The following is a 25,053-nucleotide window of genomic DNA, read 5'->3' as shown; positions in this document are numbered from 1 at the left end:
TTTTATGACAAAAAAAGCGTTGCCAGTCACAGAAATTTGCCACAAAATGGCGACCGTTACGGAAGTTGATGGGGTCTGGTGGCCTCCTCGGTCTTCAAAACCGATGTGAGCCGAGAAGGCTTTGGCAGGTTCGATTCCTGCCTCTTCCGCCAATTTTATCTATTGAACAAACACTCTCTCGCTGAATTTTTCGGCCTGGATGTTATTTCCATTGTTTGTTCAATATGTTTGAAGTAATACCTTAAAAAAGGTGCTTGCCGCTTGCCAATATAATCCGAACTCAGGTTATCTCGCTGGCCAAAAATTAATTTATCAGCATCGATGCAGCATTAATTTATACCCGCTCATTGATGCATCCAGTTTGCACTCATCCGCAAATCGCCAGTAGTGCCATAACCCGTCAGCTCGGCCTCTCTATCGGCAAACCGGTGCGCATCCCGAACCCACGCACTGCACTGGTAATCCCATGCCGAACTCGTCTCACGCGCCAGCCATCCCCCATCGCCAGCCCGCATCAGGTACGGCTGCCGACGATTCACAGCCAGATTCTCAGCAACAGCCCGGCCAGCAACAAACGCGCCGCTTGCCGCAAGTAGAACAGCTGCTGCAGCAACCCTTTCTCACCGGTTTTATCGAAGTGCTGAGCCGCCCGCTAGTGACTCAGGCGGTGCGCGAGACCCTGAGCGAGCTGCGCCAGAGCGAAGATTTTCGCCTGCATGGCGTTGCCCCCGAGCAGATCGAGGCGCTGATTGCCAAGCGCTGCCGGCAGCAGTTGCGCCAGCGTCAGACCCGGGTGATCAACGCCACCGGCACCCTGGTGCATACCAATCTGGGGCGCTCGCCATTAAGTCACGAGCTGTGGGACGAGGTGCGCGACCTCAACACCGGCTACAACAATCTGGAGCTGGATCTCGCCACCGGCAAACGCGGCGGGCGCAAGGGGCTGATCGCCCCCCTGCTCCGTTGCCTCACCCAGGCCGAGGATTCGCTGGTGGTCAACAACAACGCCGCTTCGCTTTTTTTGCTGCTGCAGGAGGTGGCCAAGGGGCGCGAGGTGATTGTCTCGCGCGGCGAGCAGATCCAGATTGGCGGCGGCTTTCGCATCCCCGACATTCTGGCCCTCTCCGGCGCCAAACTGGTGGAGGTGGGCACCACCAATATCACCACCGCCAAAGATTACCTCGATGCCATCACCGATCAGACCGCGCTGGTGCTGATGGTGCACAGATCCAATTTCGCCATTCGCGGCTTTACCGAATCCCCCGATATCGGCGAGGTGGCCCGCGCCCTGCCCGAGCATGTGGTGCTGGCGGTGGATCAGGGCTCCGGCTTGACCAGCGAAGAGTTTGCGCCGGATGAAACCTCGGTGCGCCAGTACATCAAGGCGGGGGCAGATCTGGTCTGCTACTCAGGCGACAAGCTCTTGGGGGGCCCGCAAGCGGGCATCATCAGCGGCCGCAGCGACCTTATCAAGCGGCTGGAAAAGCACCCCATGATGCGCACCTTCCGCCCGAGCCGCATCGTCTACTCCCTGCTCGAACGCCTGCTCATCCACAAGCTCAACAAATCCCCCATCGGTGAGGGTATTGCCCAGCGCACCTTGAGCAACCCGGCCGCCATGCAGGCGAGAGCAGATCAGCTTATGGCCGCCCTGCCCGGCTGCTTTGTGCCGGTCCCCGCCCAGCTGGTGGTGGGCGGCGGCACCTTGCCGGACGAGTTCTACCCGGCCCCTGCGCTCGAATGCACCGACCCGCGTCCGGCCCAGCAGTTGCTCGACGCCCTGCGCGAACTGCCAGTGCCGGTCATCGCCACGGTGCGCCAGCAGAAGGTGCTGCTCAATATGGCGACCCTGCTGCCGACCGAGATGGAACTGCTGATCGCCCAACTCAAGGAATTGCTGCTGCCCACTCCGATCACTGTGACCGAGGAGCCCTGATCCCATGACCCCCTATCGCGCCGTTATCGGTCTTGCCGGCCACGTGGATCACGGCAAGACCCTGCTGATCAAGGCCCTCACCGGCATCACCACCGCCCGAGCCCATGAGCAGGCCATCGGCATGACCCAGGATCTCGGCTTTGCCCACTTCGACGACGGTCAGGGCAACACCATAGGCGTCATCGATGTACCCGGCCACGAGCGCTATATCCGCAACATGGTGGCGGGGCTCTGGAGTCTGGATCTGGTGCTGCTGGTCATCGCCGCCGACGAGGGGTGGATGCCGATGACCGGCGATCACCTGCGCCTGCTCAAGGCGATGGGGGTGCCGCGTCTCTTGGTCTGCATCAACAAGTGCGATCTGGTCTCCCCCGACGAGCTTTTGCTGTTGGAGGAGAGCCTGCTGGAGCGGGTAATGGACGAGAGCGGCATGGTGCCCGACATCGTCAGCGTCAGCGCCAAAACCGGCGCCAATATGGTTGCCCTGCACGCCGCCATCGTGCGCCAGCTTGCCGATCTGCCAGCCTCACACGCTGCCCGCGAACAGAGCGCCCCGCGACTGTATGTGGACAGGGTCTTTACCGCCAACGGTACCGGCACCGTGCTTACCGGCACCTTGCAGCAGGGCAGCCTCAAGGTGGGGGACAAGCTGCGCCTCTACCCTGCCGATCGGGAGGTGCAGGTGCGCTCCCTGCAGGCCTATCACCAGAGCGTCGACGAGATTGGCGCCGTCTGCCGGGTAGCTGTGGGCCTTAAAAAAGTGCCCCACAAGGAAGTGGCCCGCGGTCACTGCCTCACCAGCGCGGCGGGCCAGTGCGAGGCGGCAACCCACCTTATCGTGCGACTCAACACCGAGAGCCTGAGCGACAAGGCGCTACGCACGCAGGAGGTGGAAGTAGCCCTCGGCAGCTGGCATGGCCGGGCCCGTTGTGTGCCGATAAAAGAGGCACCTATAAAAGAGCTGCCCATCAAGGATACCCGGCTGGCGCGGCTGATCTTTACCAGCCCCATCCCCTGCTTCTTTGGCCAGCCGCTTGCCATCATTCGCCACGGCAGCAGCGAACTGCTGCACGGCGCCCGCATCGTCTGGTGCGGCGACATCCATCCCGCCAGACGCAAGGCGCTGCACGCCCTGCTGGGTGAGCTGCCTGATGACTTGGAGCGCTACAACCCTGCAGCCTTGCAGCTGGGGCTCAATGGCTATGTGCTGGCCAGCCGCTTTGACCAGCGGCCAGAGCAGGTCACCCCCCTCGGTGAGTGGCTGCTGGATAACTGCTGGCTGGCCCAAAGCCGCGACCAGCTGCTCGCGACCCTGGCCAGCGAACCGCTTAGCGCCGCCGAGCTGGCAACCCGCTTTGGCATCGCCCTGCCGGTCATGCAAGCCCTGCTCCAGCAGCTCAAGAGCGAGCAGCTAATTCGCCTGCACCATGACAAGTGGCAGCCGGGCTGCGGCGAGTCGGAAGATGATCTGGGGGAAGAGGCACAGCTGGTGCTCAAGGTGGTGCGAGATCAAGGCAAGGAGGGTTATGAGCCCGGTAAACTGGGCCCCGGCGGCGTGGAGCTGGACCCCTTTATCACCCGCAAGCTGCCCGCGGCCCTGCAGCAGGGCTTGCTGCAAAAAGGCGCGTTGCAAAAGCAGTTGCGCAATCTGGCGCGACTCAAGTATCTGGTGCAGCTCGATGGCCCCATCTACTACGACGCCGAGCTTTACAACCAGATGGTCGCCGCCGTGCTGGCGGGCCAGCAGGTGGGAGATCTGATCGACATGGCATCCCTCAAGGAGATCACCGGTTTGTCGCGCAAATACGCCATTCCGTTCTGCCTGCGCATGGAAATGGATGGCTGGGTGCGGCGCGAGGAGAACGAGCGCCGGGTGCTGCGTTTGCCGCAGACTCAAGATGAGATGGAGCCGGCATGAGCGCCACCATCGCCCCCTCTGTGTCTGCCAATCCTGTGGCCAACCGGCTGCGCCGCGAATTTCATATCGACGGCATCGTACAGGGGGTCGGCTTTCGCCCCTTCGTCTATGGGCTGGCGCTGCGCCACGGCCTTGCCGGTTATGTGTTGAACGATGCCAACGGCGTCACCATAGGTGCCGAAGGATCGCCTGAGCAGCTGGCCAGCTTTGCTCGCGAACTGCGGGAACTGGCGCCGCCGCTTAGCCGCATCGATCATTTCAGCGAGCGGGAACTGCCCTTCGCTCATGATCCCGACTTCGATGGCCAATATCATGGCCAGTTTCGAATTAAAGCGAGCCAGCAGCAAAGCGCGGCCACGGTCGCCATCTCGCCGGATCAGGGGATGTGCGAGGCGTGCGCCACGGATGTGGCCAATCCCGCAGATCGCCACCACCACTACCCCTTTACCAACTGCACCCACTGCGGCCCGCGCTACACTATCATCCGACGCCTCCCCTACGACAGACCCCATACCGCCATGGCAGGCTTTGCCATGTGCCGGCGCTGTGCGGCGGCCTATGAAAACCCGCTGGACAGACGCTACCACGCCCAGCCAGTGAGCTGCCCCGAGTGCGGGCCGCATCTGACCTGGCGCAGCGGCCACGGCGATGCGCTGGCCGAGCGCGAGGATGCCCTGCAAGCAGCTGCAAGCGCCCTGCAGGCGGGCAAGCTTATTGCGGTCAAGGGGATGGGGGGTTATCACCTGATGTGTGATGCCCGCAATGAACAGAGTGTGGCCAGATTACGAATGCTCAAGCGGCGCGCGCGCAAGCCGCTGGCGGTGATGATGGGCTCCCTTGCCGAGGCCAAATTGCATGTCACCGGCAGCGAGGCAGAGTGGAAGCTGCTCACCTCTCAGGCCAGACCCATCACCTTGCTGCGCAAGCGCATTAACGATGATCGGCTCTCAGAATCCCGACTGACAACCGCGCCGCTGGCCGAGGGGATCGCCCCCGGCATCCTCTACCTTGGAGTTATGCTCCCCTATACCCCGCTCCATCAGCTGCTGCTGGATGCCTGCGCCATGCCGCTGGTGGCCACCAGCGCCAATGGTCGCGGCAGCCCGATCCTTATCGAATGTGAGGCGGTGGTCAGGGAACTCGGCAGCGAGATTGACGGCATCCTGGATCACAACCGCCCCATCCTGCACCCGTGCGACGACAGTCTGGTGCAGTGGGCAGGCGGGCGGCGCCAGACGTTGCGCCTCGCCCGGGGCTATGCCCCCTGCACTCCCAGCCTGAAAGAGGCGGTCAGGGTGCAGCTCTTGGCGGTCGGGGCGCAACAGAAGAACCAGCTGGCGCTCGCCTTCGGCCGCCAGCGCATCTACAGCCCCTATATTGGCGATCTGCACAGCCTGCCGATGCAGGAGCACTTCGAGCAGACCCTGGCCACCTTTCGCGAACTCTACGATCTCAAGCCAGAACTGCTGGTCTCGGATCGCCACCCCGGCTACCTCAGCCACCAGTGGGCCAAAAGCTATTGCCGCGATCAGGGTGCCACTCACCTCGAGGTGCAGCACCATCACGCCCACCTGCTGGGGGTGATGGCCGAGCACGACATCACGGGCCCGGTGCTGGGGGTTGCCTTTGACGGCACCGGCCTTGGCGATGACGGCACCCTCTGGGGCGGCGAGCTGCTGATCGCAGACGTTCAGGGATTTGAGCGGGTTGCCCACCTCAAACCCTTCAAGCTGATCGGCGGCGAGGCGGCCATCCGCGAGCCGGTGCGCCAGCTGCTGGGACTGCTGTTTGAGTCATATGACGTGGAGCAGATCAGCACCCTCGATATTCCGTTGATCAAGCAACTGCCCCTTAAGCGGATCAGCAACCTGCACCAGCTCTGGTGCCTTGGTCGCAACGCCCCTTACACCAGTTCCATCGGTCGGCTGTTCGATGCGGTGGCGGCGCTCTTGGGGGTGATCGATACCCCCGATTACGAGGGCGAAGCGGGACTCTTGCTGGAGGCGGCTGCCTTGCAGCTGGCACCCGATGAACAGCCCTTTCCCCTCGCCTTTGATCTCAGCCAATCAGCGGAAGGGCCACTGCATATCGAGTGGGCCGAGCTGATCCATACCCTTGTCAGCGAGCGGCGCAAAGGCACCGCCACCGCCAGCCTGGCCGCCGGTTTTATCCGCGCCATCAGCAATCTGGTCATCGCCCTTACCGAACGCTTCCCCGGCTATCCGGTGGCGCTCGGGGGCGGCGTCTTTCAAAACCGGGTGCTGATGGACCAGCTTGTGCCCGCGCTCGAAGCAGCCGGTCGGCAGGTATTGACCAGTGAAACCCTGCCGCTCAATGACGGTGGCATCGCCGCCGGTCAGCTCTGGTTTGCCATCCACCATCTTGCCACGCACCAGCCTGTCACAACCGGTTGTGCCACCTTGTCGGAGTCCTGAAATCCATGTGTCTATCCATCCCCTCTCAGGTGGTGCAACTGCACCCCGAAGATAACTGCGTCACCGTCGATACCCTGGGGGTGCAGCGGCGCGTCAGCTGCATGCTGCTCGAAGAGCCTCTCAACATTGGCGACTATGTGCTGCTCCATATCGGCTTTGTGATGAGCAAGATTGACGAAGAGGAGGCGCAGGCCAGCCTGGAGAGCTTCCGCCAGATGGTGGCCCTGATGCCAGAGCAGGATATCTTGCCATGCTGACCTTGAATGATCTCTTTCAGGGCTTTCGTCAGCCCGAGGTGATCCGCGCCCTCGCCGCCCAGATCACCGAACTGGCCAAATTACTCCCCGAACCGCTGCGGGTGATGGAGGTGTGTGGCGGCCATACCCACACCATCATGAAGTACGGCCTGCACCAGCTGCTGCCCGCCAGCATCGAGTTTGTCCACGGCCCCGGCTGCCCGGTCTGCATCATGCCCAAAGAGCGCATCGATCAGGCTATCGAGCTCGCCCGCCAGCCCAGCGTCATTCTGGTCACCCTGGGGGACATGATCCGGGTACCGGGCTCCAAAGGCACGTTGGCCCAGCAGCGGGCCAAGGGGAGCGATATCCGTCCGGTCTATGACCCCCTCGATGCCCTGCGTATCGCCAAAGAGAACCCGGAAAAAACCGTGGTCTTCTTCGCCATCGGTTTCGAGACCTCCACCCCCATGACGGCCGCCTTGCTGGGTGCCGCTGAAGAGCAAGGGGTCGAGAATCTGCTGTTTCATATCAACCATGTGCTGGTGCCGCCAGCCATTCATGCGGTGATGGCCGACGGGGTGGCCAAGGTGAACGCCTTTATCGGCCCCTCCCACGTCAGCGTCATCACCGGCGCCGATATCTACCTGCCCATCGTCGATCGCTATCAGGTGCCGGTGGTGGTGAGTGGCTTCGAACCGGTGGATGTGATGGAGGCACTCTTGATGATGGTGCGCCAGAAGGTGGAGGGTCGCTACGCGCTGGAGGTGCAGTACAGCCGCGCCGTCACTGCCAGTGGCAATAAAGCCGCCCAGCGGCTGGTCGAGCGCTTTTTCGAGACCCGCGAGCACTTTCGCTGGCGAGGTCTGGGGGATATCAACGCCTCTGCCCTGCGCCTGCGGGATGCCTTTGCCAAGCGCGATGCGGAGCGCCACTTCCAGCTCAATCAGACTCCCATCGATGACCACAAGGCGTGCCAGTGCGCCGATATCCTGCGCGGCCTGGCCAAACCGAACCAGTGCAAAGTCTTTGGCCGGGGCTGCACCCCGACCCAGCCCATGGGCAGCTGCATGGTCAGCTCCGAAGGGGCCTGCAATGCCTACTACCGATATATGGGGATCCAATGAGAGAAATTCAGTTAAGCCATGGCGGCGGCGGCGTGGAGATGAACCAGCTGATCAACCAGCTCTTCTTTCGCCACTTTGGCAACGAGATCCTGTTGCGCGGTGAAGATGCCGCCCTGCTGCCGGTGAACGGCCCCGTCGCCTTCACCACCGACAGCTTTACCGTCTCGCCGCTCTTCTTCGAGGGAGGGGATATCGGCAAGCTGGCCATCGCCGGCACGGTCAATGATCTCGCCATGATGGGGGCCAAGCCCGAGTATCTGAGCTGCAGCTTTATCATCGAGGAGGGTTTCCCCTACGCCGATCTGGCCCGCATCGTCGAGTCGATGGCCGCGGAGCTGGCCAAGAGCGGCGCCCGCATCGTCTGCGGCGACACCAAGGTGGTGCCCAAGGGGGCGGCCGACAAGATCTTTATCAACACCAGCGGGGTCGGCACCTTCCCCCAGCCCGAACAGAGCCGGGGCATCTCGGTACGCAACCTCAAGGCCGGTGATGCCATTCTGGTATCGCGGGATATCGGCAGCCACGGCGCCTGCATCCTGATGGCCCGTGACGCCCTGCAACTGGGATCTGATCTCAAGAGCGACTGCACCACCCTCTGGCCGCAGGTAGAAGCGCTCCTGCAGGCGGGCATTACCCCTCATGCCCTGCGCGACGCCACCCGCGGTGGCCTTGCCGCCGTGCTCAACGAGTGGAGCAGCGCCTCCGGCGTTGCCATCGAGCTGGAGGAGTCCGCCATTCCGGTGTGCGATCCGGTGCGTGGCCTGTGCGAGCTCTACGGCTTCGAGGCCCATGATCTCGCCAACGAGGGAACCATGGTGCTGGCCCTGCCAGCCGAACAGGCGCAGGACGCGCTGGGCATCTTGCGGCAATTCAACCCCGCAGCCAGTCAGATCGGCGTGGTGCAGGCAAGCGATCGCCACAAGGTGATCCTCAACAACCCCTGGGGCAGTCGCCGTTATCTGGAGCTGCCGCAAGGGGAGCTGCTGCCGCGGATCTGTTGATCGGCCATGCCGTTCCGTCAATTACAGGGAGGAGTCACTGCTCCTCTCCATATCGGTTAAGGAGCCACCATGCACGAAATGTCTCTGGCCATGGCCGCCATAGATCTGGCAGCCGAGCAGGCCACCCAGCGGGGTTTTACCAGGGTGACCGCCCTCTGGCTCGAGGTCGGCAGCTTCTCCTGCGTCGACCCGGACACCATTGCCTTCTGTTTCGAGGCGGCCGCCAAGGGCACCGCCGTCGAAGGAGCCCAGCTGCACTTTCAGCATCAGGCGGCAGAGGCCTGGTGTTACGACTGCAACCAGACGGTCACCCTCACCGAGCGCGGGCAGGCCTGTCCCGAGTGCGGCGGATACAAATTACGAGTCGCGCAGGGCGATAGCCTGCGCATCACCGACATCGAGGTAAGTTGATATGTGTAGCGTATGCGGATGCGGCCAAGCGCGGATTGCCGGCCATGAGCACGATCATGAGCATCATCACGAACATGATCATAAGCACGACCATCATCATGCTCATGACGCCCATCACCATCATGATCACGAGCAGAGCGCGCCGCGCACCCTGATCATTCACCACCACTATCACCATCAGGGGGATGTCCATCACCACTACCACGGGGTGCGGGCTCCCATAAGCCATGAGGGGCATGATCAGCCCCATGAGCACCACCAAGATCACCCCCACGACCATCATCATGAACATGCCCACTCTCATGACCACGGCCATTCCCACGCGCATCCCCATGATCACAGCCATGACCATGACCATGACCATGACCATGACCATGACCATGACCATCAGCAGGGTGATCTGCACTACGGCAAAGGGGAAGCGGGATTGTCGGTGCCCGGCATGGGGCAGCGCCAGCTGATCGCCATCGAGATGGATGTGCTGGCCAAGAACAATGCCTTGGCGGCCCATAACCGCGAGCACTTCGACGAGGCGGCCCAGTTGGTGCTTAACCTGGTGTCGAGCCCGGGTTCAGGCAAGACCACCTTGCTATGCGAAACCCTGCGCCAGCTGGCCGACAAGCGGCCTTGCGCGGTGATCGAAGGGGATCAACAGACCAGTGCCGATGCGGATCGCATCCGTGCCACCGGCGTCCCTGCCGTGCAGATCAACACCGGCAAGGGCTGCCATCTGGACGCCAAAATGGTCCACGACGCCTGCCACCAGCTGCCTGCCAATGAAGGGGGCATCCTCTTTATCGAGAACGTCGGCAATCTGGTTTGCCCCGCCAGCTTCGATCTCGGCGAGAAGTACAAGGTGGCGATCCTCTCGGTCACCGAGGGGGAAGAGAAGCCGCTGAAATACCCGGACATGTTTGCCGCCGCCCAGCTGATGGTAATCAACAAGATTGATCTGCTGCCCTACGTCAGCTTTGACGTGGCCCGCTGCATCGAGAACGCCAAACGGGTCAACCCCTATATTCAGGTGATCCAGGTCAGCGCCACCACAGGCGAAGGGATGGATGCTTGGCTCAACTGGCTGGCCACGGCCTGAACATAAACCGGTTAAACGCCGTTGCTAACGGTGGACAGCAAAAGAGGGAGGCTGATGCCTCCCTCTCTTTTATCTGCGCGCTTTGCCAACGGTTCTCTCTGTACAGAATGGCCAGCGACTCATACTCGCGTCCCCTCACCCTGGCCCTCTCCCCAGGGAGAGGGAACCGGTTTGTGGATGCTGGCAATAAGTTCGAAGTACGCGCACTGCGAGCATAACAACCAGCTTGTGCCCCCAAGCTTGGGGAGAGTCACCGTCTGCTCCCTTCTCCCCTTGCGGGAGAAGGGCTAGGGATGAGGGGGAACCAACTCTCAAGCTGCGCTTTCGGTCAGCTCCCCAGATTCGGGCTGCACCTCACCAAAGTGCAGCACCCGGTGGCAGATCTGGCGCAGCAGTGCCTGCTGGTGACTGAAGACAAGCATACCAAGCCCGCGCTGTTCGCACTCAATCATCAACTCCCGCCAGAGCTGGCGCTGAATTTGCGGATCCAGCTGGGCAGTCACCTCGTCGGCAATCAGCAGTCGGGTGCGGGGATCGAGGGCGCGCAGCAGCGCGATGCGGGCCAGCTCACCACCGGAGAGCTGGCCAGGTTTACGACCGAGCCATTCAGGCTTGACCATAAAGCGGGCAAGCATGGCGTCATCAGGGCGCCATACATCCCAGAGCGCCTGCCCGGTGGTGCGATAGGGATTGAAAGTGAGTTCCGGGTGCTGGGGCACCAGCTGGATGGGGTTATAACCTTTTACCTGTTCAGGCACCGGCTGCCCATCCAGCAGGATCTGCCCGCCGGCCCCAACCGGTTGCCAACCGGCCAATACCCGCCCCAACGTGGTCTTGCCATGGCCGCTCGGGGCGGAGATGCCGAGCCGCTCCCCCGCTTTCACCGTCAGCGATAAACCCTGCCAAAGGGGACGTTCCCCCTGGGCGATGGTGAGGTTTTGTACTTCCAACATCAGGAAACCTCCGACACAGAGAAGAGCGCGTTGAACTCCGGCAGCGCCTGCCAGTGGGCTCTGAGCATCTCGCTCCCCTGCCCCTGGCGCAGATGGTGGCAGCTCAAGGTATCGCTCACCTGCCCCTGATGCAGCGCGACTATGCGATCGGCAAAGCGGGCTGCCAGCGCCAGATCGTGGGTCACCCAGAGGATGCCGCTGCCCTGATTGGCCAATTCACGCAACTGGCCGAGCAGCAGACAGGCAAGCCCCTCGTCGAGCCAGGCGGTGATCTCGTCTGCCAGAATGTAGCGGGCACCGCCGAGCGCCGCAGTGCAGGCCAGAATGCGCTTGGCCATGCCGCCGGAGAGCTGGCGCGGGTACCTGTCCAGGGTGGTCGCGGGCAGCTGGTAGCGCAGCAGTTGCTCGCCGAGCCGCTCGCGAGAACCGCTCTGGCCGCAGAGGCGTGCCGCACGTCCCAGCTGACGCTCCACCGTCAACAGTGGATTGAGGGCGCTCACCCCCTGTGGCACATAGCAGAGGGTGTGCCCGCGCAAACGGGCCCTACTGGCATCGCACAGAGGCGTGCCATCGAGGGAGATGGTGCCGCGCATCCGCAGATTGTCCGGCAGCAGAGTCAGAGCGCTTTGCAACAACAGGCTCTTGCCCTCGCCGCTCCCCCCCACCAGCGCCACTATCTCCCCCGGCGCCAGTTGCAGGCTGATATCGGTCAGCAAAGGCCGCCAGCTGCGCCGCCCCAGCCAGGAGTAGTGGGCCGCCTCTATGGTCACCTGATCAAAACTCAGCATGGTTCACTCCTGTGCCACAGCAGCTGTTGCAAAGCGCGGGTAGCCTGATCAAACAGCAGTACCAGCAGCAACAACATCAGTCCCGGGAAGAGGGCCAGCCACCAGCCACCGCCGGCCAGATAACGCAGGGCATCGGCCAGCAGCAGGCCCAGCGAGGCCTCGTGGGCCGCCAGACCAAAGCCGAGAAAGCTCAAGGCCGCGCTGTGCAGCACCGCATGGGGAAACATCAGCAGGGTGCCGATAAACCACTGAGGCAACAGCCCCGGCAACAGGTGAATGCGCCAGCGACGCAGCGCCCCCATCCCCTGACAACGGGCCAGCACCACATAGTCGCTGCAGGCGATCCGCCGCGCCTCGGCACAGAGAATGAGCGCCAGCTTGGGCCAGTGGGTGAGCGCCACCGCCAGGATCACCCCGCGCATGCCGCCCCCCACGGTAAAGCAGATAAGGATCAAGAGCAGCATATGGGGCAGCGCCAGCATGGCGTCGATCACCATTCGCACCGCCGCATCACATCTGGGGTGAACGAGCGATACGCTGGCCGCCACCATTGCCAGCAACCCGCTACAGAGCGCAGTGCTGATGCCAAGTTCCAGACTAGTGAGGGTGCCCTGAAAAGCCCGCAACCAGAGATCCCGCCCCATCTGATCGGTGCCGAACCAGTGGGTCAGCGAGGGAGGTTGCTGGCGCGCCAGCAGATCCATCGGCACATCCTGATGAGAGAGGCTCCAGCCGTAAGTGGCCAGCAGCGCCAATCCGATCAGGGCAAAACCCAGCCGCAGTATCGAGGGAAACGGATTAAACAGCATGCTCGCCCTCCCAACCCCGATTGATGCGCGCCAGCAGCAAACTGGCCACAGTGTTGCCAATAAAGACCAGCAGGGTGCAAAAGAGCACGATTCCCATCAGCAGGGGAATATCGCCCCTGAGCCCCGCATCCACGGTGGCCTGGCCGAGCCCCGGGTAGGAGAAGACCTTCTCGGCCAAGAGCGATCCGCCAATCAGTTCGCCAAGGGAGGCAAACTGCAGGCAGATCGCTGGGGTCAGGGCATGGCGCAGCACATGAAAACGCAGCATGGGCCAGCCGCCATCGCCCTGAGCGCGGGCGTAGCGGATAAAGTCGCTATCCAGCACCTCGGCCACCCGCGCCCGGGTATGCAGGGCAATGTTGCCCACCCCGAGCAGCGCCAGGGTCGTCACCGGCAGCAACAGATGGCGCGCTCGCATAGCCCAATCTGCCTCATCGGCGGAGAGACCCGGCGTCCAGGCGCAGCAGACCGGCAGTAGTGGCCAATGCACCGCAAACAGGGCGAGCAGCAACAGGCCGACCCAGAAGGTGGGCAGGGAGGCGAGCAGGTAGGCGAAGCGGCAGATAAGGCGATCGGGCCAGTGATTGAGATAGCGACCGGCGCAGAGGCCCAGCAGAATGCCGAAACAGCCGGAGAGCAGCCAGGCACCCGCCAGCAGCAGGAAGGAGGCAGCAAAGCGCTGGCCTATTACCTCACCCACAGGTGCGTTATAGAGCATGGAGTAACCGAGATCCCCCTGCAGCACCTGAGTAAACCAGTGCCAATAGCGCAGCCAGAGCGGCTGATCCAGCCCCCAGCGGGCGGCGATGCGGGCGTACTGCTCCGGTGGCACATGGAGCAGATCGTTGCCGATATAGGCCTTGATGGGGTCGATGGGGGAGTAACTCAGCAGCACAAAGGTGGCGACCGAGACCAGACATAACAGCCCTGCCAGACGCAGCAGGGCTTTTAGCAACAGATAACCTGAATGACTCAAGGGCGAACTTAACGGCACGTCCACCGCCAATCCTGCAGGTTGTTGAGGAGTGACCAGCTACCGTGGATTTCCGGCGCCCCCTTGCCAAGATCGATGCAACGGTTGGCGAGATAGGTGTGCTGCACATTGAGCAGCCAGGCCCAGGCGGCATCTCCCTGCACTCCGGCGCCGGTCTTGCCATCCCACTCCACCTGCTGCCAGAACGGCACGGCCGCCTGCCAGTTCGGGGCATCCAGCGCCTGCTTGAGGTGGTCATCTACCACAGGGTTGCTGTAGTAGCCCGGGTTGTAGAACTCCACCCCACCGGAGCCGCTCTGGTAGTGGTGATAGAGCTCCATGGGATCCAGACTCCCCCACCCCATCAGCACCGGATTGGCGTGCATCTCCCGCTCCACCTGCTCCCAGCTGCCGGATTTAAGGCTCACCTCGAGGCCGATGGGTTTGAGCATGGCCCGCACCGCTTCCGCAAGATCCCGGCGGGTGCTGTCACCGCTGGTGTACCAGAGGGTAAAGGCGGCGCGCAGGTCACCCTTGTGGCGAACGCCGTCACTGCCCATTTTCCAGCCCGCCTCGTCTAGCAGGGCATTGGCGTGGGCAGCATCGCCATCCTTGAAGGCGGTGGCTTTGTTTAGCCAGGGCAGGCCTTCTACCGCGCTGTAGGCGGGGATGGCATGCCCCTCCAGCAGCTGGTCGGCCAGCAGTTTGCGGTCGATGGCGTAGTTGATGGCACGGCGCACCGCCACGTCCGAGGTCACATCGTTGCCGATGGGATAACCCTTGGCATCCTTGCCACCAGCAGGCGGAATGGGGAAGACGATGCCGCGGTTCTCCACGCTCGGCCGCACCCAGAGCTTGAGGGAAGCAGACGCGGTTGGCGCCAGTGACGGGGCGATGCGCACCACATCGAGCTGGCTACTCTGGGCGGCGGCATAGGCGCTCTCTTCATCGATAAAGACAAAGACCAGCCGTTTGAAGTCGTTGTTGCCGCCGGCGTAATAGGGGTTCGCCTCCACCACCAGCTGTTGACCGGGCAGGAAGCTCACCAGCCGGTAAGGGCCGGCACCGACCGGCTTTTGGGCATATGCTTTTGCGTCGTAATCCTTCTTCGACACTATGCCCAAGGATCCCAGCACGTTGACGAAGGTGCTCTGGGGGGCACTCAGGGTGATGGCAACTTCGGTGGATGAGAGCACCTTGGCCGAGACAAAGTTGCCCATGTCGATCTTGCCGCCACCCTGAGCTGCGCTGTTGTAGGTGAAGGCCACATCTTCAGCGGTGAGCGGCGCGCCGTTGGAGAATTTCAGGTCAGGCTTGAGGGTAATGAGCCACCCCTTGCCATCCTTGTTCGGGGTCACCGCTTGGGTGAGCACATTCTGCCAACTGAGATCGGCACTATCGCCAGCAATCTGTTTGAGCAGCGGGCTGTGCAGCAGCAGGTAGCTGCCGTGGCTCCAGCCAAGCAGAGGGTCAAACCCTTCGGTGGGTTCAGCTCCGATGGCGAGCTTGAGCTCGGCAGGCACAGGTTGGGCTGCGGCCAGCGCCGCGTGAGAGGCAGTGCCCAGCAGCAGAGTCAACAGGGCGGCAGCACTGGTGCCACAGTAATGGCGAAGGGAATTGCGTGGAACAGTCATGGGGATCCTTCTTGTTTTGTACCACTCACGGATCATCACTCAAAAAAGAGGTGGAATGCGTGTCTGAACATGGGAGTGAGGGGCCAAAATGGCCCCCTATTCTAAACTTGATTTCGCGTGAAACCTAGCGACTATGCCGGTTGAGCACGCCGGGCACCGAATAGCCGTCTGCGACCCAGATCCACGCCGCCAGCCCCTTGCTGCACCGGCAAGGAGAACAGCATCTTGAGGGTGCTGCTCACCAGTGCTCGCCCCTCCTCGGCACCGAGATGGGGATCGAGCGGCGACATCAGGGAGCAAGCCAGCAGCTGTCCCGTCTCGGGCATTTCACCCACCATAAAGGTCATGTTGCCACAGGGGAGCTGCAGGGCGAGCCGATCGCTGTTGCTGCGTACCGGCCAAAGCTGATCCGGCCCCGGCAGCACCACCACGCTCAACATCCAGGGGGTGAGCACGCAGCCGAGCCACTGTCCTTCAAACAGCACGCACTCCGCCACAATGGGCATGGTGGCGTGATAGAAGGGCAACGCCTGCATCTCTTCGCGAGCGATCCGCTCGTACTGGGCTACCAGCAGAGGCGAGGGATTGCTGGCAAAACCGGCAAACTCCTGCGCTGTCTCCGGTACTATCTCCAGCACTCTCTCAGCCTCGCTTAAATGGGACTGCGCCATAGGCCCTCCTGCTCTTGTTCAGCTTTCTCCTGCTCAGAGAGCGCAATGGCGGGCGCACCAACGGCAGCCAGCAGGGTCAAAATCCGATCCGTCGCCTCCCCCATGGCAGCCGCCACCACGGGGGTGAGGCCGATGCGGGGTTCGAGGGATTCAGGCTCGACCCCGATCAGGGTGAGCCGCTTGGGCGACTCCCCCGTCATGTGCAGCGCCGAGAGCACATCCGCCAGCCCCAGCTGATGGGGGGATATCTTGCGACCAAACAGGGTCGGGATCTCCTCATCCTTCAGGGTCACGACGGTGCCCGGTGGATTACCGCTGCGCACCGCATCCACCAGAATGATGTGATCGCGACTGGCCATCGCTTCGAGCAACTCCATGCCGGCGGTACCGCCGTCGAGCAGCTCGATGCCGGGGGCGAAACGGTATTCGCGCCCCAGCGCCTCAACGATGCGCACGCCGACGGCCTCGTCACTCAAGAGCAGGTTGCCCACGCCCAGGATCAGGGTGTTCATCACAGCACCTTCACCTGAGTCGTTTCACCATTTTGGGTATCCACCACATGCACAGCGCAGGACATGCAGGGGTCGAACGAGTGGACGGTACGCACTACTTCCAGCGGCTTGGCCGGATCGGCTACCGGGGTGCCTACCAGAGATTGCTCGTAGGGGCCGGGCTCGTCGTTGAAATTGCGCGGGCCCGAGTTCCAGGTCGATGGCACCACCGCCTGATAGTTCTCGATCTTGCCGCCCTTGATGACGACCCAGTGGGAAAGCATGCCGCGCGGCGCCTCTTCAAAGCCCACTCCGCGAAACTCCTTGTCCGCCGGGATCTCCGCCTTGATATAGGCGGTAGTGTCCCCCTTGCCGATGTTGTCCACCAGCGCCTTCCACTGATTTGACAGGGTATCTTTGAGCACGCAGCAGCGCACCGCACGGCCGATGATGCGGCCCATGGTGGAGTGCAGCTGCTCGGTCTTGATGGCGGAACCGGTCAGCGCCTTGTAGATGCCGTTCAGCTGGTCGAAGTGCGCCACCGTCTCCGGGTGTTTGGCAGCAAGCTTCACCAAGAGGTCTGCGAGCGGCCCCACCTCCACCACCTTGCCGTAGAAGGTGGGGGATTTGACCCAAGAGTATTTGCCGTCATCCTGCCAACCGGTGTAGTTCGGCTCGGTCTTGCCCTCCCACGGCTTGAGAGGCTCGTCATCCTTGTACCAGGCGTGCTTGTTGCTCTCGGCAATGCCATCCATCAGCCAGGCATCCTGATGACTCTCGATGGGGCGATAACCCGCCAGATTGCCATTCTCGATATAGCCGCCCGGCATCAGGAAGCTGCCACCGTTGGCATCGGTGGGCAGCTCCGGCACGCTCAGGTAGTGCTTGGCACCCTGCCCCAGATGCAACCACTCGGGGTAGTGCGCGGCGATGATGGCAGCATCTACCTTGTAGACCTGCTCGATAAACTCGCCAAGCCGGTCGATAAAGCTCTTCACATAGAGCAAGCGCTCCAGGTTGAGCACACTCGGTGCATCCAGATTGATGGGGTTGGCCACGCCGCCCACCGCCAGATTCTGGATGTGCGGGGTCTTGCCGCCGAGAATGGCGACAATGCGGTTGGCATCGCGCTGGCACTCCAGTGCCTGCAGATAGTGGGCCACGGCGATGAGGTTCACCTCCGGGCTCAGCTTCATCGCCTTGTGACCCCAGTAGCCGTTGGCAAAGATGCCAAGCTGGCCGCTCGCTACCAGCGCGCGGATTTTATCCTGCACCTTGGTCAGTTCGTCGGCACTGTTGAGGGACCAGGTCGATACCCCCTTGAGCATGTCCGCCGCTTTTCGCGGATTGGCCTCAAGGGCCGCGGTGATGTCCACCCAGTCCAGCGCGGAGAGCTGGTAGAAGTGGACGATGTGATCGTGGATGTTGTGGGCCGCGATGATGAGGTTGCGGATGTACTGGGCGTTGACCGGCACCTTGGCGCCGATGGCGTTCTCCACCGCCCGCACCGAGGCGATGGCGTGGATGGAGGTACATACCCCGCAGATGCGCTGCACTATCATCCAGGCATCGCGCGGGTCGTTGCCCTTGACGATCTCCTCCATCCCGCGCCACATGGTGCCGGACGACCAGGCTTTGGTCACTTTTCCGCCTTCGATTTCGCAGTCGATACGCAGGTGCCCCTCAATGCGGGTGATGGGGTCTATGGTGATACGTTGGCTCATACGTTGGCTTTCCCTCGGGCCTGATAATCTTGGTGAACACGTTCAAGTGATGGCAGTACCGGCAAGAGCCGGATCAACAGCAAATAGGCACACACCTCGATGGCAACAAAGCCCAGAGAGATCAGCACCTCCTCCGCGGAGGGGAAGTAGTGGTAGCCATTGCCGGGGTTGAAGGCGAGCAAGGAGTAATCCAGTCGCCAGAGGGCGGCGCCCAGCAGCATGCTGAGGGCCCCCAGGAACAACATGCGCGAATCCCGGCGGCTCTTGTCCCAGTGGAACACCAGCAGCGGGAAGATCATCAGCGCAATCTCGCTCCAGAACATGATGGAGTAGCGGTTGAACTCGGAGAGATACTCCGACTTGTCGTGGATGACGATCTCGGCAAAGCGCAGCGCCACAAACAGGATCAGGAAGATGTCGATCACCTGGGTCAGCTTGTAGAAGAGCGACTTCTCGTTGGGGCCCCGCCCCGCCAGTCCCGCCTGCACCAAAGAGCCCTCAAACACCACGATGGAAAAACCCATGATGAAGGCGGTCAGCAGCGAAAAGACCGGCAGCAGCTCGTAGCTTTGCCAGAGCGGATGGATCTTCTCCCCCGCGACGATCATCAAGGATCCCATGGAGGATTGGTGCATGGTGGGCAGCAGAGCCCCCAGCGCCAGCACGAAGAACATGATCTTGTTGAGGCGAATGAGTGACGCCTTCCAACCGAACTTTTCCAGCAATACCGGCGCAAACTCCAGCGCCATCACCCCGATATAGATGGTCATGCAGACCGCCGTCTCAAACAGCACCGAGGAGGTGTTGAAGTGACCGGGCAGGTAGAAGTACGGCAGGTTCCAGTAACGCCCCACGTCGATGGTGATGGAGAGGCCGCCCAGCGAGTAGCCAAACAGGCTCGCCAGCAGGGCCGGTCGCACCAGCGGGTGATACTCGCCCCGGTTGAACACATAGACCGCCCAGGCCAGCGCCCAGCCGCCACAGGCGAAACCGGTACCGATCAAGAGATCGAACGAGATCCAGAGCCCCCATGGGTAGCCGCCATTCAGATCGGTGACCGAGCCCAACCCAAAGACGAGGCGTTTCAAGATCAACATGCCGCACAGCACGGCAAAGGGGGCCAGCACCAGCACAGGCCAGCTGACCAGCTTGCCGCCGAGGGGATACGCCTTGTGGTTACTCATGATCCTTGCCTCCCTTTGTGGTGCCCTGATCCTTGATCTGCGCACTCCCCTGATCATGGCCATCATCATGATGGTGATCGTGACCATTCTTGGTGTTGCGGCGAATGAGCACCGAAAGGCCGGTCAGTACCACCATGGGTAGCACCATCCCCTTGTAGAGGGTGTGCTGGATATGCTCGGAGCGGGCACCGGAGGAGAGCTCCGGCAAGTCGGGCATGTCGAGCTTGGTATAGGGCACCCCGGCCAGCACCAGCACCTGGGTGCCGCCCCCCTCCTTCTCGCCATAGACGTAAGGCTGGTAGTTGGGTACGTCGTGCAGGTAGGGGTCGTTGGCAGAGAGGGTCTGGCGAGGATAGGCATATTCACTGCCTGGGGTCGCCAGCAGGCGACGCTTGGCTTCAGCCATCAGCTCCTCGCGGGTGCCGAAAATGACGGCGCCGGTAGGGCACACCTCGACACAGCCGGGCAACTTGCCCTGATCGATCCGCTCAAGCCCCTTCTGGTTGCAGAGCTCGCACTTGTGGATCGCCCCCAGCGGATTGTCGTAGTCATATTTGGGCACATCGAACGGGCAGCCCACCATGCAGTAGCGACAGCCGGTGCAGACGCTCGGGTCGTAGTGAACGATGCCGGTCTTGGGATCTTTTTTAAGAGCCTGCACCGGACAGACAGAGACGCAGTTGGGATCGACACAGTGCATGCACTGCTTCTTGATGTAGGCGTAGCCATCCACCAGCTGATCCTTGTGCTCGCCAGTGCCGCTCTTCCACACCTGAATGATGTTGTTGGTGTAGGGGGTCAGCTTGTCGTTGTTGGACCAGGTTTGCGCCCCGGCTGGATTGGCCGGGTTGCCGTTGAGGCGCTGACACTCCGCCACACAGGCCTGACAGCCAACGCAGAGGGTGGAGTCGTAGAGCATGCCGAGTGCGCCGGGAATGGGCGGCTTGTTCTTGGCCGCCGCCAGTGCGGTGCCGGGTACGGCTGTGCCCGCCGCCAGCGCGCCGACGGAGGCGAATTTGAGGAAGTTTCGTCTGTTCACGGCTACTCCTCCCGTGATGGGTGCTGCCCGGCTTCGTGGCGTTTCTGCTGGCGACCGAGTTCACGCACCGTCATCAGACTCACCCCTACCAGCACCCCGAGGGCGCCACCGATAAGGCCGGTCGCGGTGGGCGAGGTATAGCCCCCCTCCTGGATCTTCACATCGGGTTTATCCACCCTCGGAGTCGGATTCTCTACCTTGGCGAGCTGGAAGATCCCCTTGCTAAAACCGACCCCCTGCTCGTTACAGCCATAACAGGGGTGACCGATGCCGACCGGCCAGATGCCGCCGCCCACATCGCAGAACTCCAGAGTTGAACAGTTGCCGTAGGTCTCCGGCCCCTTGCAGCCCAGATGGTAGAGACACCAGCCCTGCCGGTGGCCCTCATCACCAAACTCCTTGGCAAAACGCCCTGCGTCAAAGTGCGGACGGCGCTCGCAGTTCTCGTGGATCAGCCGCTCATAGGCAAACAGCGGACGCTTCTTGCTATCCAGCGCCGGCAGCTTGCCGTAGGTGATGTAGTAGGCAACCGTGGTGAGGAAGTTGTGGGGATTGGGCGGGCAACCCGGGATATTGATGATGGGAGTGCTGATATTGCCGAGGGCTTCTTCGAGACTGACGGCACCGGTCGGGTTGCCGCCGCTGGCAGGCACTCCGCCCCAGGCGGCACAGGAGCCGATGGCAATCACCGCAGCCGCGTCGGCGGCAGCACGGCGAATATGGTCGACAATAGGCTCACCGGCCACCATGCAGTAGACGCCGCCATCCTTGAGCGGAATGGAGCCATCCACCACCAGCACATATTTGCCTTTATAACGCTTGATGGCGTTGTGCTTGTTCTCTTCAGCCTGATGACCAAAGGCCGCCGAGAGCACCTCGTGGTACTCCAGCGAAATGGTGTTGAGGATCAGGTTTTCGATGGTGGGGTGCGTGGCGCGCAGCAGCGATTCGGTACAACCGGTGCACTCTTGCGCCCCAATCCAGATCACCGGCGGCCGCTCGGGGCTGGTGAGCGCGGTGGCCATCTTGGCGACGGCATGCTGACTTAATCCCAGGGTTGCGGCCATCCCGGCACACAATTTCATAAAATCACGGCGATTAATCCCATGAGCCGATAAAAAATTATCCTCGACCATTCTACTTATTCCCGTAGTGAGCACTTGTTTGATAAATGCTTAATAGCGGAAATGCTAAGGACTCACCCACCCTGCAGTATTGATCTCTATCAATTTCGACCGGCTTACCCCTATTTTCATAGCGAGCCACATCACAAATGAAATTAATTACCCCCTAAGGGATATTTAGCAAAACCGTAAATTTTATGAACTTAATTGGATATTAAATAATTAATCACCGCATATCCTCTCTTTCACTGTGAGCCAAATTAACATGATTGAAATCTTGGCTATACCGCTCATTTCACAATACTGATGCCCACCAATAAATGATCCGTTGAATATATCTTTACTCATCTCATTGCATATTTCATGCAGTCATCCACGGGACAACCTCCTAACTTTCCTCCCCACACCAGAACTGTCTCACGGCCAGCTGCCACCGGTAGCAAGCACGGCCTGCACGGCACGATTTACCTTCATGTCGGTTGGTTTCAGTTTGCATTTTACCTGCGCTTCAGTGCGACACGTTCTACTGCGAGCCCACACAGCACAACCCCGCTTGTCCTCCCTGACGTTTAACACCGCTTAATGAAAAGATGCCGCCGAGGTATGCATATCAGTATGACCTCCCCCCACTCTTTATTGTCTTGGATGCTGGTGAGTAAAATATCGCGCTCACGGATATGTTTACGCATCATCATGAATCTGCATTCAAATTAATGGTGAGAGAAAAGGCAAGGTGGAAGGCTGCCTTCAACATAGTGTTCATATTTAACTCGAGATACATTCGCTCATCCGGTTACAGATGTTACCGCCCACCTTCACACTATTTACCTTCACGTCACCCCGCTTAATTAACCAGGGCGTAAATATCCATCTCCATCGATATAGATGATAATTATTCTTGTTCAACTGCAGCAAAAAGAAATGAGCGGGGATGATGATGAACATGACAAACGATGAGGGTGTTAATCATCAGCCGAGCAGTGGCTCCAGCCACTACCTTGCCTGATCGAACTCGTTGACAGCCCTGCTCACCTCGTGAAATGCAGCCCGAAGCGGCCGCCGTTGCAGAGAGAAGCTTCCCCCTGACTGCCTCTGATAACCACGCCATGGAGCCTTGTTTCTGGCTGGCCCTACGGACACTTGCCAAGTGCGGAAATTGAACAAAAAAACGAGAAAAATCAAGATAGATAGCCAATTAAAATGACATAATTGACTATAGTTCAATCGAACGTTTGAAAAACGTGACCACTTCACATGGGCCCAGCGCAATGACCACTGAACGGGAACAGTTGATCCGCTCACTGTTTGATGAGTACATCGAGATGTATTCATCACGGGATGATCGGCTCACCACGCGGTTTAGCGACAATTTCAGCGGCTTTGCCGGCAGCAGTGATGTTCTGGTTACCGATAAAGATGAGTGGATCCGGATAACCCGCCGCGATTTTGCCCAGATCCCGGGCAGGATCCGCCTGGAAATACTCGATGTATCCCTGCAAGATCTGGCCGCTGATGTGGTAGCAGTCACCGCCTTCTTTCATATCCATCTACCGAAATCAGAACCTATCCTCTCCCGCAGAACCGCCAGGCTGGTGCTGATTTTTCGACACGAAGCCATGGCGTGGAAAATTGCTCACAGCAGTATCTCCATCCCTTACAGTGCGGCTCGGGAAAGCGAAATTTACCCGATGACCAGTCTGGAGGAGCGCCAACATGAGCTGGAGCTCATTATCGAGCTCAGAACCAAGGAGCTGGCGGAAGCGAACCGGAAACTGGAAGCGCTTAGCAATACCGACGGGCTCACCGACATCGGCAACCGTCGTCTGTTCGACAACTCATTGAACCAGGCCTGGGAGCGCTGTATTCAGACAGAGATGCCGATTGCGCTCATCATGCTCGACATCGATCATTTCAAGCAGTTCAACGACCTCTATGGCCACGTTGCCGGTGACGAGTGCCTTCGATTGCTGGCCCATACCCTGGCGCAATCCGGACGCCGCTCGGGGGAGTTGGTGGCTCGCTACGGCGGAGAGGAATTTGTCATCCTGTTGCCACATGTCGAGCGTCAATCCGCCTATGAAATTGCCCAACATATCCAGCGGCTGATTTTTGCACTCGCGCAGCCACACGCACAAAATGCCACCGGTCTGGTGACCGTTAGCATGGGTGTTGCCTGCCTCAGACCATCGAGTCACTGGCAGCCATCTGAACTGGTAAAACTGACTGATGCTGCGCTCTACACCGCCAAATCATCCGGCCGTAACTGCATCAGAGTGGCGGAGTCACCCAGCCTCCCGCAACCAGTCTGCCCATAAGTCCCTCATACCCCCCCCATCCTCCCCGTGGGGAACCACTGCGCGCTAACCATGCACGGCCAGGCTCAACGCATCCCATCGCAACATACCTTCCCACTGATCCAGTGTGCTTTGATAGGTATCCGCCGCGTTGTAATGGACCATGGCATGCAGGCGAGCATGATGGCCAAGTCGCTTGACCACGTCGGGCATGGCATTGAGGCTGGCCAGCACCCGCGCCAGATCGCCGGGATCGTTTGGCTGATATTTGCGGCAATTCACGTCATCGGTGAGGTGTCGATCCCACCAGGCGCCATCGGCCGGGATCACTACACATAATCCTGCCGCCATGGCCTCCAGAATGGAGAGACCAAACGGTTCCTGATGACTGGTGGAGACAAAAATGCCGCATCGAGATCGGATCTCGTCAAGATTGGCGGGGTTGGCATACCAGTGCGTGTCTGGCAGCTGTGGCTGAGGCTGGCTGCAGGGTTGCAGCGTGCCCTTGGGTTGCAGATAGCACACCATCAGCTCGGGGCGAGCGTCAGGGATCATCTGATGGGCGGCCAGCATGGTCTCCAGCCCCTTCCAGCGCAGCAACGAGGCCGCCCACAAAATACGAGGCCCCCCCAGGGTCGCTTTGGGCCAATCAATCTCGCTCAAACCATTGGTAAATGGCTGCCAGTGTGACGGGAACTCGGTCTCGCCAAGCCGGGCCAGCAATGCCGCCAGGGAGCTGCGGGTTGATTCGAGATAAAAGACAAAATTCGCCCGTTGCAAGGCTCTGGCAGAGAGCCCCGAGCACCCCACAGGGCCATGGATCAGCTGAACCACCCGGCACCGCAACCAGCGGGCAGCCCAGTAACAGCAGAGATCCACCCCCGGCCCGGACGCCGCCACCAGGCACTTCACCTCCCCCAGACGAAACACCAGCCAGAGGATCTGCAGGGTCTGCCACCCCTGTTTGAGCAGATAGCCGATGCCGGACTCCCGCCCCTTCAATATGTGGGGCAGCCAAAGAGGATGATGCTGACAACGGGACCAGGAGTCGGGATCCTGGGTCAACACATGGCATGTGAGCCCGGGCATCCGCTTGGCCAACTCATCGAGCAGCACTTCGGTCGCAACCTTGGAGCCACCGCGAAACGGGATGGGATCCACGACGATGATCTTTCCAAACACCGGCTCAGTTTGCATGCTCATCTTGCTGCT

22 protein-coding genes and 1 tRNA gene are annotated in these 25,053 nt (G+C 60.9%); 10 read left to right on the top strand and 13 right to left on the bottom strand.

Annotated elements, in window-relative coordinates; translation table 11 throughout:
• Positions 1 to 60 precede the first annotated feature (60 nt).
• From AB5Y83_RS16795 to hypA, 8 genes are all read left to right on the top strand, one after another.
• Positions 61 to 152: transfer RNA gene (locus tag AB5Y83_RS16795), tRNA-Sec, on the top strand.
• A gap of 314 nt (positions 153 to 466) precedes the next feature.
• Positions 467 to 1,936 (top strand): L-seryl-tRNA(Sec) selenium transferase, encoded by a 1,470-nt coding sequence (gene selA / locus AB5Y83_RS16790; RefSeq protein WP_368175577.1) that lies wholly within the window; start codon positions 467 to 469, stop codon positions 1,934 to 1,936.
• Positions 1,937 to 1,940: 4 nt separating this feature from the next.
• Positions 1,941 to 3,854 carry a selenocysteine-specific translation elongation factor gene (gene selB, locus AB5Y83_RS16785; RefSeq protein WP_368175576.1) on the top strand — a complete coding sequence of 638 codons (1,914 nt, stop codon included), beginning with the start codon at positions 1,941 to 1,943 and terminating at the stop codon, positions 3,852 to 3,854.
• Positions 3,851 to 6,289, top strand: a complete 2,439-nt coding sequence (hypF, locus tag AB5Y83_RS16780; RefSeq protein WP_368175575.1) for a carbamoyltransferase HypF — start codon at positions 3,851 to 3,853, stop codon at positions 6,287 to 6,289. Before selB ends, hypF begins: the two co-directional genes overlap by 4 nt.
• Positions 6,290 to 6,294: 5 nt before the next feature.
• Positions 6,295 to 6,546 (top strand): HypC/HybG/HupF family hydrogenase formation chaperone, encoded by a 252-nt coding sequence (locus tag AB5Y83_RS16775; protein ID WP_021230224.1) that lies wholly within the window; start codon positions 6,295 to 6,297, stop codon positions 6,544 to 6,546.
• Positions 6,540 to 7,652, top strand: coding sequence for a hydrogenase formation protein HypD (gene hypD / locus AB5Y83_RS16770; protein ID WP_368175574.1), 1,113 nt, complete (start codon positions 6,540 to 6,542; stop codon positions 7,650 to 7,652). Before AB5Y83_RS16775 ends, hypD begins: the two co-directional genes overlap by 7 nt.
• A complete protein-coding gene (gene hypE, locus AB5Y83_RS16765) occupies positions 7,649 to 8,653 on the top strand; it encodes a hydrogenase expression/formation protein HypE (RefSeq protein WP_368175573.1) in 1,005 nt (334 codons plus the stop codon). The genes hypD and hypE overlap by 4 nt, the downstream gene beginning before the upstream one ends.
• Before the next feature lie 69 nt (positions 8,654 to 8,722).
• Positions 8,723 to 9,064, top strand: coding sequence for a hydrogenase maturation nickel metallochaperone HypA (gene hypA / locus AB5Y83_RS16760; RefSeq protein ID WP_045526958.1), 342 nt, complete (start codon positions 8,723 to 8,725; stop codon positions 9,062 to 9,064).
• On the opposite strand, the gene AB5Y83_RS16755 is transcribed toward hypA, so the two are convergent.
• The gene (locus AB5Y83_RS16755; protein ID WP_368175572.1) at positions 9,042 to 9,398 is read right to left on the bottom strand and encodes a hypothetical protein; all 357 of its coding nucleotides are present in this window, start codon (positions 9,396 to 9,398) and stop codon (positions 9,042 to 9,044) included. The genes hypA and AB5Y83_RS16755 overlap by 23 nt on opposite strands.
• Between AB5Y83_RS16755 and hypB the strand changes: the two genes are divergently transcribed.
• A complete protein-coding gene (hypB, locus tag AB5Y83_RS16750) occupies positions 9,285 to 10,157 on the top strand; it encodes a hydrogenase nickel incorporation protein HypB (RefSeq protein ID WP_368175617.1) in 873 nt (290 codons plus the stop codon). The two genes, AB5Y83_RS16755 and hypB, sit on opposite strands and share 114 nt — an antisense overlap.
• Before the next feature lie 311 nt (positions 10,158 to 10,468).
• Here hypB and AB5Y83_RS16745 read toward each other — a convergent pair whose 3' ends face one another.
• The 11 genes from AB5Y83_RS16745 to hybO form a co-directional block, all read right to left on the bottom strand.
• Positions 10,469 to 11,110 carry an ATP-binding cassette domain-containing protein gene (locus AB5Y83_RS16745; RefSeq protein ID WP_368175571.1) on the bottom strand — a complete coding sequence of 214 codons (642 nt, stop codon included), beginning with the start codon at positions 11,108 to 11,110 and terminating at the stop codon, positions 10,469 to 10,471.
• Positions 11,110 to 11,898, bottom strand: a complete 789-nt coding sequence (locus AB5Y83_RS16740) for an ATP-binding cassette domain-containing protein (RefSeq protein ID WP_368175570.1) — start codon at positions 11,896 to 11,898, stop codon at positions 11,110 to 11,112. The genes AB5Y83_RS16745 and AB5Y83_RS16740 overlap by 1 nt, the downstream gene beginning before the upstream one ends.
• Positions 11,892 to 12,707: an ABC transporter permease gene (locus tag AB5Y83_RS16735; RefSeq protein WP_139743663.1), complete on the bottom strand. Its 816-nt coding sequence runs from the start codon at positions 12,705 to 12,707 to the stop codon at positions 11,892 to 11,894. Before AB5Y83_RS16735 ends, AB5Y83_RS16740 begins: the two co-directional genes overlap by 7 nt.
• Complete coding sequence (locus AB5Y83_RS16730; RefSeq protein WP_139494285.1) at positions 12,697 to 13,707, bottom strand: ABC transporter permease; 1,011 nt, start codon at positions 13,705 to 13,707, stop codon at positions 12,697 to 12,699. Before AB5Y83_RS16730 ends, AB5Y83_RS16735 begins: the two co-directional genes overlap by 11 nt.
• Positions 13,692 to 15,314 (bottom strand): ABC transporter substrate-binding protein, encoded by a 1,623-nt coding sequence (locus tag AB5Y83_RS16725; protein WP_368175569.1) that lies wholly within the window; start codon positions 15,312 to 15,314, stop codon positions 13,692 to 13,694. The genes AB5Y83_RS16730 and AB5Y83_RS16725 overlap by 16 nt, the downstream gene beginning before the upstream one ends.
• A gap of 131 nt (positions 15,315 to 15,445) precedes the next feature.
• Positions 15,446 to 15,985: a hydrogenase-2 assembly chaperone gene (gene hybE, locus AB5Y83_RS16720; protein WP_368175568.1), complete on the bottom strand. Its 540-nt coding sequence runs from the start codon at positions 15,983 to 15,985 to the stop codon at positions 15,446 to 15,448.
• Complete coding sequence (locus AB5Y83_RS16715; RefSeq protein WP_236354750.1) at positions 15,967 to 16,497, bottom strand: HyaD/HybD family hydrogenase maturation endopeptidase; 531 nt, start codon at positions 16,495 to 16,497, stop codon at positions 15,967 to 15,969. Before AB5Y83_RS16715 ends, hybE begins: the two co-directional genes overlap by 19 nt.
• Positions 16,497 to 18,200 (bottom strand): hydrogenase 2 large subunit, encoded by a 1,704-nt coding sequence (gene hybC, locus AB5Y83_RS16710; protein WP_368175567.1) that lies wholly within the window; start codon positions 18,198 to 18,200, stop codon positions 16,497 to 16,499. The genes AB5Y83_RS16715 and hybC overlap by 1 nt, the downstream gene beginning before the upstream one ends.
• On the bottom strand, positions 18,197 to 19,384 hold the full coding sequence (gene hybB, locus AB5Y83_RS16705) for a Ni/Fe-hydrogenase cytochrome b subunit (protein ID WP_058057601.1): 1,188 nt from the start codon (positions 19,382 to 19,384) through the stop codon (positions 18,197 to 18,199). Before hybB ends, hybC begins: the two co-directional genes overlap by 4 nt.
• Positions 19,377 to 20,423 (bottom strand): hydrogenase 2 operon protein HybA, encoded by a 1,047-nt coding sequence (hybA, locus tag AB5Y83_RS16700; RefSeq protein WP_368175566.1) that lies wholly within the window; start codon positions 20,421 to 20,423, stop codon positions 19,377 to 19,379. Before hybA ends, hybB begins: the two co-directional genes overlap by 8 nt.
• Positions 20,424 to 20,425: 2 nt before the next feature.
• Positions 20,426 to 21,559: a hydrogenase 2 small subunit gene (gene hybO, locus AB5Y83_RS16695; RefSeq protein WP_005351450.1), complete on the bottom strand. Its 1,134-nt coding sequence runs from the start codon at positions 21,557 to 21,559 to the stop codon at positions 20,426 to 20,428.
• A 1,256-nt stretch (positions 21,560 to 22,815) separates the two neighbouring features.
• Between hybO and AB5Y83_RS16690 the strand changes: the two genes are divergently transcribed.
• The gene (locus AB5Y83_RS16690) at positions 22,816 to 23,862 is read left to right on the top strand and encodes a diguanylate cyclase (protein WP_368175565.1); all 1,047 of its coding nucleotides are present in this window, start codon (positions 22,816 to 22,818) and stop codon (positions 23,860 to 23,862) included.
• Positions 23,863 to 23,907: 45 nt separating this feature from the next.
• Here the strand turns inward: AB5Y83_RS16690 and AB5Y83_RS16685 are convergent, their stop codons facing one another.
• On the bottom strand, positions 23,908 to 25,044 hold the full coding sequence (locus AB5Y83_RS16685; RefSeq protein WP_368175564.1) for a glycosyltransferase family 4 protein: 1,137 nt from the start codon (positions 25,042 to 25,044) through the stop codon (positions 23,908 to 23,910).
• Positions 25,045 to 25,053: the final 9 nt, after the last annotated feature.

The organism is Aeromonas sp. R5-4 (genome assembly GCF_040908215.1).
Classification (GTDB): Bacteria; Pseudomonadota; Gammaproteobacteria; order Enterobacterales; family Aeromonadaceae; genus Aeromonas; species Aeromonas veronii.
This window is presented reverse-complemented; position numbering and strand designations above follow the sequence as displayed.